This is a genomic window from Bacteroidota bacterium (assembly GCA_013696965.1).
Lineage (GTDB): Bacteria > Bacteroidota > Bacteroidia > JACCXN01 > JACCXN01 > JACCXN01.
Genome location: JACCXN010000081.1, coordinates 51,888 through 64,543, shown reverse-complemented (window position 1 = coordinate 64,543; position 12,656 = coordinate 51,888). Strand labels below are relative to the sequence as shown.

At 34.3% G+C, this 12,656-nt stretch carries 11 protein-coding genes; all 11 read right to left on the bottom strand.

What is annotated here, in order from left to right:
- Positions 1 to 48 precede the first annotated feature (48 nt).
- The 11 genes from H0V01_12060 to H0V01_12010 all read right to left on the bottom strand — a co-directional run bounded on the left by H0V01_12060 (position 49) and on the right by H0V01_12010 (position 12,485).
- Positions 49 to 405, bottom strand: coding sequence for a response regulator (locus H0V01_12060; protein ID MBA2584107.1), 357 nt, complete (start codon positions 403 to 405; stop codon positions 49 to 51).
- A gap of 223 nt (positions 406 to 628) precedes the next feature.
- Positions 629 to 2,254: a DUF3494 domain-containing protein gene (locus tag H0V01_12055; protein MBA2584106.1), complete on the bottom strand. Its 1,626-nt coding sequence runs from the start codon at positions 2,252 to 2,254 to the stop codon at positions 629 to 631.
- Positions 2,255 to 2,576: 322 nt separating this feature from the next.
- Positions 2,577 to 3,299, bottom strand: coding sequence for a DUF3494 domain-containing protein (locus H0V01_12050; protein MBA2584105.1), 723 nt, complete (start codon positions 3,297 to 3,299; stop codon positions 2,577 to 2,579).
- A 204-nt stretch (positions 3,300 to 3,503) separates the two neighbouring features.
- Complete coding sequence (locus tag H0V01_12045; GenBank protein ID MBA2584104.1) at positions 3,504 to 3,707, bottom strand: hypothetical protein; 204 nt, start codon at positions 3,705 to 3,707, stop codon at positions 3,504 to 3,506.
- A gap of 209 nt (positions 3,708 to 3,916) precedes the next feature.
- A complete protein-coding gene (locus H0V01_12040; protein ID MBA2584103.1) occupies positions 3,917 to 4,273 on the bottom strand; it encodes a hypothetical protein in 357 nt (118 codons plus the stop codon).
- Positions 4,274 to 4,385: 112 nt separating this feature from the next.
- Positions 4,386 to 4,994, bottom strand: a complete 609-nt coding sequence (locus tag H0V01_12035) for a hypothetical protein (protein MBA2584102.1) — start codon at positions 4,992 to 4,994, stop codon at positions 4,386 to 4,388.
- Between the two features lie 212 nt (positions 4,995 to 5,206).
- Positions 5,207 to 5,638, bottom strand: a complete 432-nt coding sequence (locus H0V01_12030; GenBank protein MBA2584101.1) for a response regulator — start codon at positions 5,636 to 5,638, stop codon at positions 5,207 to 5,209.
- Positions 5,635 to 9,264 (bottom strand): PAS domain S-box protein, encoded by a 3,630-nt coding sequence (locus H0V01_12025; GenBank protein MBA2584100.1) that lies wholly within the window; start codon positions 9,262 to 9,264, stop codon positions 5,635 to 5,637. Before H0V01_12025 ends, H0V01_12030 begins: the two co-directional genes overlap by 4 nt.
- A 10-nt stretch (positions 9,265 to 9,274) precedes the next feature.
- Positions 9,275 to 9,823 (bottom strand): helix-turn-helix transcriptional regulator, encoded by a 549-nt coding sequence (locus H0V01_12020; protein MBA2584099.1) that lies wholly within the window; start codon positions 9,821 to 9,823, stop codon positions 9,275 to 9,277.
- A 366-nt stretch (positions 9,824 to 10,189) separates the two neighbouring features.
- Positions 10,190 to 10,777, bottom strand: coding sequence for a DUF1801 domain-containing protein (locus tag H0V01_12015; GenBank protein ID MBA2584098.1), 588 nt, complete (start codon positions 10,775 to 10,777; stop codon positions 10,190 to 10,192).
- A gap of 649 nt (positions 10,778 to 11,426) precedes the next feature.
- The gene (locus tag H0V01_12010; protein MBA2584097.1) at positions 11,427 to 12,485 is read right to left on the bottom strand and encodes an MBL fold metallo-hydrolase; all 1,059 of its coding nucleotides are present in this window, start codon (positions 12,483 to 12,485) and stop codon (positions 11,427 to 11,429) included.
- Positions 12,486 to 12,656: the final 171 nt, after the last annotated feature.

Here is a 12,656-nt window from a genome sequence, read left to right as displayed (position 1 = left end):
AATTCCAAGATCCCTTCTGGCAAAATCAAGTTTGCCAAGCTGTGGTTTTCATCTCTTTGCACGTAGAATATTTTTTGCAAAGAAATGATTTTTGTTCATTCCCCCCAACTTTTCCGCTTGATCCGTTAGCATAATCACAAAAGTTTCTTTGTGTTCCTTTTTAATCCAGTCTAAAATCTTAATGCCGTTTGCAGCATCAGGGGTTATGCTGTTAAGATGATAATCAAGAATTGCAATCTGGGGTTTTACTTCTTTAAATTTATCCATACATGCTTCTCCTGTTTCGAAACAGTATATTTTCATTTTTTGGTTAACAAAAGCAATTTCTATATGTGCTTTTAATGTTAGCATGAATAACCTATTGTCTTCAATAATAAAAATGTTGATGAGTTCATTATCGTTCATAATTATTTTTCTTTAGTTTAGATTAGCAGGATAGAAAATGTTTTTTGTTCAAAAACGAAAGGTTTTTTTATGGAATATTTATTCTTGGATATAACAATTTTGTTTTGCTTTTTCCAACTCTTGTAATGCATGTTTATCCTTTTCACACTTGAATTTGAAAGAAAAAAAAAGCCCTTAATCCTTTTTCAATTAGGATTAAGGGCAGCTTTTTTTCTTGTTTTATTTACTGTTGTATAATCATTTTACCTGACTGAACAGTTTTGTCATTACCAATAACTTTATAGAAATAAGGCCCAGAAGGAAGATTACTTGTATCAAGAGTAGTTGATTGACTGGTAATGACTTTATTCATTACTTCTGCTCCAAAAACATTGTAAACATGTAAAACAGATTTATTAATTTGTGATGCATCTTTTATTGTGATGTTGGTATAAGTACGGAATGGATTAGGATAAACCGTTACCTTTTCAACTGAATTTGATTGACCAAGTGTTTGAACACCTAGAGTTGATGGACAACTTGCAGGAATTAAAGCATTGCCATCAATTGCAGCAGTTTCTATAGCTCCTACACCTGTAAGGGCTCTACCGTTAAGGGTTACTCCTGTAAATAAATTAATAGCGCCCTGAGAAACAATAGTTCCGTTAAAAACAGAATAATCATTTATGTCTACAGCCCCATTAATCATCCAATAAACATTTTCTGCTTTTGTTCCATTAACCAGTATAACTTTTGAATAAGTACTTGTAGAAAGGGCTCCATTTATCTTAATAATGAATACTGCATTTGCATTTCCCATGGCATTAAGATAAAGTGTATCTGTAAAAGTTGTTGCTCCGTTTAAAGCATATGTATGAGGAGTAAGAACCAGGTTGCCACCAAATTGTGCCGGATAAAGTAATTCGATATCATGTGGAAGCATATTTAAATAATTGTAGGCAAGCAATAAATCAGATGCAGATTGTGCTGTTGACCCATCAGGAATTGGATGAATGTTTCCTGTTACTAATAAAGGATCATAACCAGAGGTTAAACCTACATTTGCTCCAACATCACCATTAACAGTGGAAATTCCAGCATTAACTATAGGTCCGTCTGAAGAAAATATTCCATAGCAAGCGGCCTCACCAAGTACAGGAGCATTTGGACCCGAAAGTGAAGGACTTCCACAACCAACAGGAGTATATGCCAATACACCGCTAACAGTAACAGCTCCGGCAGTTGTAAGTGCTCTTCCTTCAAGGGTATCACCTGTGTTCATTTCAATTGCAGCATTGTTTGCTATAATTGTTCCTCTCATTTTTGTTCCTGAAGCCATGCTTACCAGTCCTTCAACTTTCCAAAACACATTACATGCCTTAGCTCCATTAATCAATTTGATTTTTGAATCTGCATTTGTGGAAAATGGGCCTGCAATTTGAAAAACAAATACAGCATTTGGATCGTTTTCTGCATCTAAAAAAAGATCTAAATTTAAAGTTGCAGCAGCTGATATTGCATAAACACCAGCAATTAAGGTGTCTCCATTTCCAAGCAAAGGAGCAAGTGCAAAATCTGCAATTTCATCATTTAATTCATTGTAAGCAAGCAGTAAATCTATGGCAGCTTGTGCAGTTACCCCATCATTGTCATGCATTCCTCCATTTACATTTCCAAAACCTGTGCTGGATCCGTTATTGGTTCCTACCTTCCCTGTAAGTTGGGAGATACCAGTATTGCCAATAGCGCCATCAGTTGAAAAAAGAACAAATCCAGCAGCTGTTCCTAAGTTAGGTGCCTGGCCAAATAGAATAGTAGGTATTAAAAACAGAATAACTGCCGTTAATAAATTGAGTAGATTGTTTTTCATAATTAAAAAAGGTTTAATGTGAATTAATTTTCACTCAACAAAGGTGAGTTATTTCCAATAGGGAAGTATTACATAACTTTTTAAATAAGTTACATCATTCACACCTTTATTAATTTAATATTAATGGTTCCTGGAATTAATTTTGTTTATGTAATGCCTATAATTAGTGAATAATTGCACCTTATATCGGGTCCTTCACAATGAATTATTGATTACGAGAGATAAAAAACGGATATGCTTTTTTCAAACTTTTAATCAATAAAAAAAGGAGCATAAATCCTTTTTAATGACCATGCTCCTTTTATTTATTTCGAAATAATTTTTAGTTTTTTACAATGGTATTTCCCTCCATAGTAACAGCACCTGTTCTTGCTAATGCCCTACCTTCAAGAGTAGCACCTGTATCAAAAGTGATTGATTCCAATGCCATAACCGTTCCTTTAAAAACAGTAGTTGTCCCAAAGCTGGCTGAACTGGAAACTTGCCAAAAAATGTTGGAAGCCAATGCTCCTCCACTTAGTATAACTTTTCTTCCAGGTGTTGTTGTAAGTGTTGATGCTATCTGTATTATGAAAACAGAAGAAGATTCCCCCTTTGCATCAAAAGTTACATCTCCTGAAGAAATTTCCAGTGATGAGGTTGATTTATAAAGCCCTGGTGTAAGTGTCATTCCTCCAATGTTGCCAGATAAAGTTACAATATCTTTCGAAGTTCGGCCTGCCGCATCATTATAAGCAGCCGTTAAATCCAATTTAGCCTGGTTGGATATAACATCATTAATTCTTAGAGTCCCATTCAATATCCCGGGAGGAAATCCTCCAACAGAAGTTCCAGGACTAAGTCCAAGGTCTCCTGTAATTGTTGTTTCTCCTGTGCTTGTAACTGCTGCACCTGCAAGTACAGCAAAACCAGAGGCATTACCCATGGCCACAGGGCTCATTACTACTTTTTGATTGGGAACTTTGGTTTCATCCTTTTTACATCCGCCAATTAATACAACCGATACTATTGCAAGAGTTGCTAATATGTTTCTTGTTTTTTTCATTTTGTTTGTTTTAAATAGAGTGTGGTTAATTTCCCCTTTCAGGCTTTTTAGATGTGAATTAATTTTCAATGGCAAAGGTGGGAAACATAGAGGACATAGGTGTTACATAATTTTTGGAAAGATTTACATTATTCACGCATGATCCTAGAATTAGTATAGTTTTTTCCAGGCATTAAAAAAACCTAAGTCTAAATGCAGCAATTATTATTTGTGCTTGTTTTTTTTGCCTTTGCCTCCTGAGTTTCCATTTCCTGGATTTGTGCTATGGGGGTGATGGGGGTTGTTCGTGTTCTTAAACCATCCCTTATGTCTTCCATTGTCTTTTTTTACAACTACAAGGCAAGAGGATGTGCTGAATAATAAGCCTGCACAAAAGGCTAAAATTGCAGCTGTTTTTAATGGTCTCATTTCTTTAGTTTTAATAGTTTGTTTTGTGTTTTGTTTATTAAAGGAATTCCATATTTCTTTTCAAAAAAAGATGAAAACAGGCTTTACGTATTTGTTTTAAAACAGTTTTGCCTGATTTTTATTTTTAAACCTCATAGTTTTAATTCTGGTTATAATATCACTGTATTCTAGATCCAGTGATGTTATAACCAGAATGGGTATTTTAACAATTAATCATTTCTGTCTGTTGGCTTCGATGTAATTGTATTGTTTTCATCAATTACAATATCGTACTCGAAACACTCAACCACTTCAAGTTGATAAAGAAAAGTACTCTGTTCAACAGAAACGGTATAAGTAACTATACCTGGAGCGTAACTTCGGTAATCTGAAATTGTTCCCGGATCAATGTTGTTTATGTTCTCAGTATTTCCACCTGATGATTTAATTTGAACACTTGCAACCTTTGTTCCGTTGTTTATTATCCTTGCTCTTGGATCCTCGTGTTTGCATTTTTTACAACTATTCATTGACATTGCAAAAAAACCGGCAAACAGAATTACTAATAAGAATTTTGTAGTTTTCATTTTATTTATTTATTTGTTTTCTACTCTTTTGGCTTTTCGATTTCGCCCCGTTTTTCAAGTGGTTGCTGGTCTCCACAGGTAACAATTTTTGGCTGAATATTTTTTGATTTATTTATTTCTTGCCTTTTCCTCCGCCACCGCCGCCTTTTCCGCCACCACCGCCGCCTTTTCCGCCACTTTTTCCTTTTCCACCGTCTGTTCCCTGGCTCTTTTGCATGTTATTGTTAGGAGATCCACCTTTTACATTTCCAGATCCTGCACTTTTGTTATTTCCTTGCTTTGCCTGATTGTTTGAATGACTTTTGGAACCCCCTCCTGCGTTTGAGTTTCCTTTGCCAGGCTTTGGACCAATTGTTTTTTGTGCTCCCCCTTTATATCCTTTTTTATATTTGATCTTATAACTATCATGATGAGAAAAGGGTGAGTTACCATGATAATCCACCATAACTACCTTATAACCGCTGTATAGATCATAGTGCTTATGATGCGAAGGAAGAAAAGATCTATGAATCCAAGCCCCACCTCCATAATAAATGAACATAGAAGTATGAACATCATAATATGCTTCCACATCTGGCAGGTAATAATACCGAACATCAGAATATCCTACAGGGCCCCATTGTGGAGGAGAGCCAATATTTACATTTACATTAACCTGTGCCTTTGCTGCGCCTGAAAAAACCAGCACAATTCCGATTATAAGGAGATTTATTGCTTTCATTTTGTTTTTATGAATTGTTAAATTTTTACAAAACAAAGGTCAGCACATTTTACAGGAGGGGTGTTACATAACTTTGAAAAAAAGTTGCAACATTCACATATTTTAATTCAGGAAAATTTGATCCAATACTTAATTTAGTGCTTTCAAATAAAAGAAAGCAACTTTAGGTTATGCAATAAATTCAGCCTGTATAAAAAAGGCAAAGGAGGGAATTACATTCGTGCCATATACCAACTGAGTTCTTTTTCAATTCTTTCATAATGAAAAAAGGCAGTAATGTTTTTTTGTAGGCGCATAAAGGAAGTTTCACTTTTTACAACATAATCAAATGCCTTATGATGCATACAGCTTATGGCCACTTCAATTTTATCCTGTGACGAGAGCATTACAACTGGAATGTCCGGATTAAAGTCCTTTATTTTATCCAAAGTTTCAATGCCATTCATTGCATTTTTATCAATTCCATCCAAATGATAATCTAAAATAATTACATCTGGATTGTGGGATAAATTCTTTATACAGAGTTCGCCAGTGGAAAAGGTTTTAACAGTGAAATCAGTATGGTGTAGAAATTCGATTTCTAATGCTTTTAAAAATACTGAATCATCATCTACCAGGAATACTTTTATTTTTTCTTTATTCATGAGTTCATGCTTTTAAGCCTATTTAATTCTTCATTTAATTCTTCGCAAGCTTGTGTACAAATAACTTGTAGTTGTAAAACTAAGCCTGGTATTTTATCTGTATGGGTATGCGTGGCAGCATATTCCTGAACATTTTTTGCAATGTTTTCATAATCCTTGTTAATTCCTACTATTGAAAATGATGGAATCATTTTATGTACAGCATCTTTAAGTAACACCAAGTTTTTGTTTTTCATACTTTCTTTCATGGTATTAATTAAAGGTGTGGTCTGTTCAAGATAAAGTGAAATCATTTCCATCATTAATTTAGGATTAGATTTTGTAAGTGAACTTATATAAGTCAAATCTGTGCATTTTAATATTTTATTTTGACCTTTTTCCTTTTTTTCTTTTCCCTTTGCAAACAACGATTTGTTTACCAATTTAATTACTTTACTAAATAACAATCTTTCATCAATAGGTTTTGCAACATAATCATTCATTCCTACAGATTTGCATTTGGCTAAGTCCACTGTTGTTACATCTGCTGTTAATGCTATAATTGGAATTTTAGAATTCATTGTATTTCGAATGTATTCCGTGGCTTCAAATCCATTCATCTCCGGCATTTGCAAATCCATTAAAATAATGTCATAGGAATTGCTTTCTAATTTTTCTATAGCCAATTTTCCATTTGAGGCAATATCGCATTCAAAACCAAAATCATCCAACAGTGTTTTCATTAGTAATTGATTCAAAGCAATATCCTCAACTACCAGAATTTTTAAGTTCTGGATCTTAGTATCCAATTCTTTTATATCTGACTCTAATGGTACAATAGCAACTGTTTTTTTAAAACTCAATATAAAACTAAAAGCAGAACCTTCTTTAAGTTTACTTGTAACAGTGATGCTGCCTTTTTGGGCCTCAACCAATTGTTTAACTATCGCAAGGCCTAATCCTGTTCCTCCATATAATCTGGAAGTTTCGCTGGTTGCCTGTTGAAAGGTTTCAAAAATCGTTTGAATTTTATTTTCGTCTATTCCAATTCCTGTATCTGTAACCGTAAATCGAATTGTTGCTTTTTTAGTATCTTCTTTGAGTAATTGTGCACTTACTGTAATTTTGCCTTTGTTTGTAAACTTAACAGCATTGCTAACCAAATTTAATATGATTTGATGCAAACGAACTGGATCTCCTAGCAAAAATGTTGGAATTTTAGAATCATAATTCTTAACCAACTGTATGTTTTTTTCCTGTATTTTTGTTTCAAAAACATGGAGCATCGCTGATAAGGATGCTTCCATATTAAAAGGAATTTGTTCAAATGTTACTTTTCCCGAATCTACTTTTGCCAGGTCTAGTATATCGTTAATGAGCACAATAAGTGCATCGCCACTCATTTTTATGGCACTTAAATATTCTTTTTGTTTAGAGGTTAGTTCTGTCCTAAGCACAACTTTTGTAAACCCTATGATTGCATTCATAGGAGTTCGAATCTCGTGACTCATGTTTGACAGGAATTGCTGCTTTGCTTTAACTGCATCCTCAGCTATTTTTGTTGCATTTTCAGCATTTGCCTTAGCCTCTTCAGCAAAAACTGTTGCCAATTCAGCAAAAACTTTAGCCTCGAGGAGTTCTGTTGCAATTCTTTTTTGATCAGTAACATCCCTTGCTACAACAACTACTCCCAACACATTTCCTCTATCATCCTTGTATACTGATCCATTAAAGAGAACATCAGTAAGCTTGCCATTTTTGTGACGCAGTGTAAGAGGGGAATCAGTAACTGATCCATTTGCAAATACTTCCTGATAAACACCAAGGGCTTTTTTCGGCTCTGTAAAATAATTCAGAAAGTAAGTTCCTGTTAGTTTGCTGCGTGTTATACCTGTTATATCAATGGTAGCCTGATTCATATCAGTAATCTTGCCTTCTGTACTTATTGTAACTAAAGGATCAAGACTCGCTTCTATAAGGCTTCGTGAATACTTGGAAAGCAATGTTTGTGCTGTTACATCTCTTGCAACAATTACCACCCCTAATACATTTCCCTGATCATCCTTATAAACAGAACCATTGAATAATACATCAGTAAGTTTGCCATTTTTATGACGCAGTGTAAGAGGTGAATCAGCTACAGATCCTTTTGCAAATACTTCTTTATAGACCTTACGGGCTTCATTAGGCTCGGTAAAATAATCAAAAAAATCAGAACCAATTAACTTAGTGCGGGAAAGACCTGTTATTTTTGCTGTTGCCTGGTTCAAATCTGTAATTTTTCCTTCAGGACTTATTGTAACAAGTGGATCTCTGCTTGCTTCTATAAGGCTAAGTGAATATTGAGATGCTAATTTTGCAGTATAATGAAATGCTTTTAGTTCCTTATTTGCGAGTTCTCTTTTTTCTTTCTCTTTGTTTTGAAAATCAAGTTCTATATCAGCAATTACTAATTCTGCTGCCCGTTTTTCTTTCTCTCCAGTTTGAAAAACAAGTTCTTTATTGGCTATTACCAACTCTTCTGCCCGTTTTCCTTTTTCATTGTTTTGAAATGCTAGTTCTTCATTTGCAAGAACTAATTCATCTGCCCTTTTTCCTTTCTCATTGTTTTGAAATGCTAGCTCTGTGTTGGCTATTATCAACTCATTCGCACGTTTTCCTTTCTCATTGTTTTGAAAAGCAAGTTCTTTATTGGCAATTGCCAATTCATCTGCGCGTTTTCCTTTCTCATTGTTTTGAAAAGCAAGTTCTTTGTTGGCAATCGCAAATTCATTTGCGCGTTTTTCTTTTTCCTTATTTTGAAAAGCAAGTTCTTTGTTGGCTATTGCCAATTCATCTGCGCGTTTTCCTTTCTCATTGTTTTGAAATGCTAGCTCTTTGTTGGCTATTGCCAATTCATCTGCGCGTTTTCCTTTCTCATTGTTTTGAAATTCTAGCTCTTTGTTGGAAATTGCCAATTCATCTGCGCGTTTTACTTTCTCATTGTTTTGAAATGCTAGCTCTTTGTTGGCAATTATCAACTCATCCGCACGCTTTTCTTTTTCCTTATTTTGAAAAGCAAGTTCCTTATTGGCAATGACCAACTCATTTGCGCGTTTTTCTTTTTCCTTATTTTGAAAAGCAAGTTCTTTGTTGGCAATGACCAACTCATTTGCGCGTTTTTCTTTTTCCTTATTTTGAAAGGCAAGTTCTTTATTGGCGATGATCAACTCTTCTGCACGCTTTCCTTTCTCTTTATTTTGAAATAAGAGCTCTTGGTTGGCAAGCATTAACTCCTCAGCCCTTTTTTGATTTCCTCTTGAAACAACAACTACGCCAAGAGTTTTTCCTTTATTATCCTTGTAAACAGATCCATTGAACAATACATCTGTTAATTTCCCATTTTTATTGACAAAGGTAAGCGCAGCATCGGCAATAGATCCATTAGTGAGAACCTGCTCATAAACTTCACGTGATTTTTGTTGATCAGTAAAATAACTAAAGAAATCGGTATTGGTAATTTTTTCGCGAGTTAATCCAATAATATTCACAGTTGCCTGGTTCATATCGGTTATCTTTCCAAGTGTATCTATTGCAATTAACGGATCAAGGCTGGCCTCGATTATGTTTCTTGCGTATAGAAAATCTTGATTTTTTGCTGTTTCCAATGTGTTTGTTTTAACGGCAAGTGCCAATTTCCTCAATTGGTTTTCGCCTTTGGTTCTTCAACTTTTTAAAGTGAGAAGGTGACAGACCCGTTATTTTTTTAAATTGATTTGACAAATGCGCAACACTGCTGTAGTTCATTTTCCAGGCTATTTCTGTAATATTCAGTTCGCCATAAATCATCAATTCTTTTATCCGCTCAATTTTATGGCATATTATAAATTGCTCAATAGTAGTGCCTTGTAACTCAGAAAACAAGTTAGACAAATACGTATAATCGTGGTTTAATTTTTCACTTAAATACGTTGAAAAATTCACTTTGATTATCTCCTCTGTATGATGAACCATTTCAACGATTACAGTTTTGATTTTTTCAATCAAAACTGCCCGCTTGTCATCCATTAATTCTAATCCTGCCTCGAGTAAACCTGTTTTTAACAGTTCTCTTTGCTGATGGGAAATAGTCATAACATCAACTTCTCCTAAATCAACCAGGATAAAATGAAGACCAAGTTTTTTTAATTCATCCTTCACCGCAGACTTGCAGCGATTGCTTACCATGTATTTAATGTATAGTTTCAAATTTTGTTATTTAAACAGATTCAACAAAGATACACCCATTTAAAACATCACTGGGTGTATTCGCAATATAAAGAATAATTATTTGCAGAATTTCAGGTTTTTAGCATGAATTCCTACAGTTTTTAATAAATCAATTTGTTTATTGTTGAACAATTAACTATTGTTTTACTTTTTTAAAATGTTAATCAAAAGTAAGAATAAATTCTTTTGTTATAACCCTTTTCTTTAAACAATAGTATATGATTAATTTAAATAATGAAACAGCTGCAGTTTTTTATTTTTTAAGATGGTTGTTCAACAATCACCGCTGTTATGGGGCTCTTCGTAATTCGTTTATCTGTTTCTTCAAGTTTGTTTATCGTCTAAGCCCTGTCCTCTGAGAATTTTTTCCAAATATTTTTCAATCCTTGATTCACGGGTCTTTGATTGTTTAGGTTGAGAAAAATAAAGCATGTAACCTCTTTGTCGTCCCTGAGTCAGTGCATAGAAGGCTTTTTTTAATTCAGGCATATCCTCTAAAACAGTTTGAAATTCTTCAGGCATTTTGAATTCTGTAGTCTTTTTCATTTCTACTTTCAAACCTGCCTTTTCCACTTCAATTGCCTGTTTGATATAAGCTTTCAAAACTTTTGTTATCTTATTTATTTCCTTAACGGAGGTGAAACGAATCTGTCGTGCAGCCTGAACATTTTCTGTCTGTTGTATTAAAATACCATTTTCATCTTTCAGCAGAGCGCCTTTGTGAAATAGAAGTGCACAGTATTCTTTAAAACCATGAATTAAAACGATGTTATTGTTTTGAAATGTGTAACAAGGAACTCCCCATTTCAATTCTTCATTCAGCCCACAATCAAGGACAATCGTTCTTAATTCGGCATATGCTTCCTGCCATTTTGTGGCTTTGGTAAAAAACCAATCAACTTTAAGGTTCATGCTATTCATTTAGTTATTAATTTAAAGTAACACCAATTCACTCCAATTGCCAAAATAATGTCCACCTGGTTTTATGTTGCCCACGTCCAATTTTCAAATGTCGCAATCTAATTTGGCTTTTTGGCTATTCCAACGGAAAGAAAATATATTTATTCATAACCTTAACCAAGGTTTTTGGAAAGTTTATATTCTGACCCCAATAACAAAAAAGTCGAATGTGGCTAAGTTCGAAAGAGTAATTCATATAGTTTTGGCAGCAGGCAATTCCCTTGGCAAAGTTTTCGCCAAAATTTTCCCCTTATAAAACAGCCAACAGCTATACACATTATGCTGCCCAATGCCCCCAAATGTAGTCCAATGATAAAAAAACAAAAGAACCTTCCATGGAATCCATAGAAAGTTCTTGGGGTGCTTTTAATGCTTGTTTTTGCCGTCCTACTTCACCCCTAAATCCAGGAAATGATTTAGATACTTTTTGTACTTACATAAATATTCAAATGCTATAACAATTTAACTTTTGATAATTTTTTTCCTAAAGTTTTAACGGGAAGAAGTTCCTTAGTCCTGCTTTTTATTTGACTTCCTAAAGTTTTTTCTGTGAATAACCTTAAGATGTCTATACTCCTATACTTACATAAATATTCAAATGCTATAACAATTTAACTTTTGATAATTTTTTTCCTAAAGTTTTAACGGGAAGAAGTTCCTTAGTCTTACTTTTTATTTGACTTCCTAAATTTTTTTCTGTGAATAACCTTAAGATGTTTTTTCTGTTCAGCACAAAAAAAGCTGTTGAAAAAATAGAAACACCCACCCAGAGTCCAATTTTAACAATGGTTTTTAAATTTAGAGGGGGAACATAAGTAACCCCATATTCGTCTTCTTGAGAAGGTTCACTAACATAGCGCCCTTCTTTTGGAACTGATTCAGAATAAAAATGCTCTTCCAGATGCCTGATCCCTTTCCGCAATTCTTTTCCATAAAAGGGCACTCCATGACCCGTAGCAGCAACTTCTGGCTTTAATCGGGAAAGAGTTCTCACAGAATTATATGCTTTTGCCCAATTTGTTGTATAATAACGAGGAGGTCCTGAAATAATCTTTTCCTGGAACAAAACCGAAAGTATAGATTCCTGTTTTGTGGTAACAAAAGCATCACCTGCGATTAAAATATTTCCTCTTTTCCTAAAAAGGGAAATATGACCGGGGCTATGTCCTGGAGTATGAATATATTCCCATTCCTTTAAAATGGGCACATTGCCATTTTCAAGTGCATGAAGATTGGAACTAATGTCGATAGGATCTGTTGGATATGCCCATGACATGAGGGACATTAGACCACCACCAGCAGTTGGATCAGGTGGGGGATAAGATGAAAACCCTGTTAAATAGGGATGTTCCAAAGAATGGGCGTAAACCGGAACATTCCATGTTTTTAGTAGTTCTTCAAGAGCTCCCACATGATCAAAATGTCCATGGGTTAATATAATGGCCGATGGAGGATTGTCTTTACCAAATAAATCCTGTGCCATTTGAATGATTTTATTCTCCGATCCCTTTAGGCCTGCATCTATTAAAACCCAACTCTCATTCACATGGTCTACTACCATATATACATTTACAAATAATATTCTCATCCCCCATAAATCAGGAGTAACCTGGAAATATTCCTGTCCGGTTTTTTTTTGTTTTTTTTCTATTGTTTTCATTCCTTTTTTTATTGAATTTAAGGCAAATTCCAAACCAAAAATTGTTGCTAAAAAACCTCCTGCTTTAATTAGATTAGCTTTTGTTGATTTCCTTTGCTTTTAACCCTAATGACCTCATTTGCAATATATTTTTATTTCCCATAATTAATGATTAAATTTAAAATACAGTAA

Coding starts and splice junctions, on each gene's coding strand:
- H0V01_12060 (MBA2584107.1), bottom strand. CDS start 405: ATGAACGATAATGAACTCATCAACATTTTTATTATTGAAGACAATAGG.
- H0V01_12055 (MBA2584106.1), bottom strand. CDS start 2,254: ATGAAAAACAATCTACTCAATTTATTAACGGCAGTTATTCTGTTTTTA.
- H0V01_12050 (MBA2584105.1), bottom strand. CDS start 3,299: ATGAAAAAAACAAGAAACATATTAGCAACTCTTGCAATAGTATCGGTT.
- H0V01_12045 (MBA2584104.1), bottom strand. CDS start 3,707: ATGAGACCATTAAAAACAGCTGCAATTTTAGCCTTTTGTGCAGGCTTA.
- H0V01_12040 (MBA2584103.1), bottom strand. CDS start 4,273: ATGAAAACTACAAAATTCTTATTAGTAATTCTGTTTGCCGGTTTTTTT.
- H0V01_12035 (MBA2584102.1), bottom strand. CDS start 4,994: ATGAAAGCAATAAATCTCCTTATAATCGGAATTGTGCTGGTTTTTTCA.
- H0V01_12030 (MBA2584101.1), bottom strand. CDS start 5,638: ATGAATAAAGAAAAAATAAAAGTATTCCTGGTAGATGATGATTCAGTA.
- H0V01_12020 (MBA2584099.1), bottom strand. CDS start 9,823: ATGGTAAGCAATCGCTGCAAGTCTGCGGTGAAGGATGAATTAAAAAAA.
- H0V01_12015 (MBA2584098.1), bottom strand. CDS start 10,777: ATGAACCTTAAAGTTGATTGGTTTTTTACCAAAGCCACAAAATGGCAG.
- H0V01_12010 (MBA2584097.1), bottom strand. CDS start 12,485: ATGAAAACAATAGAAAAAAAACAAAAAAAAACCGGACAGGAATATTTC.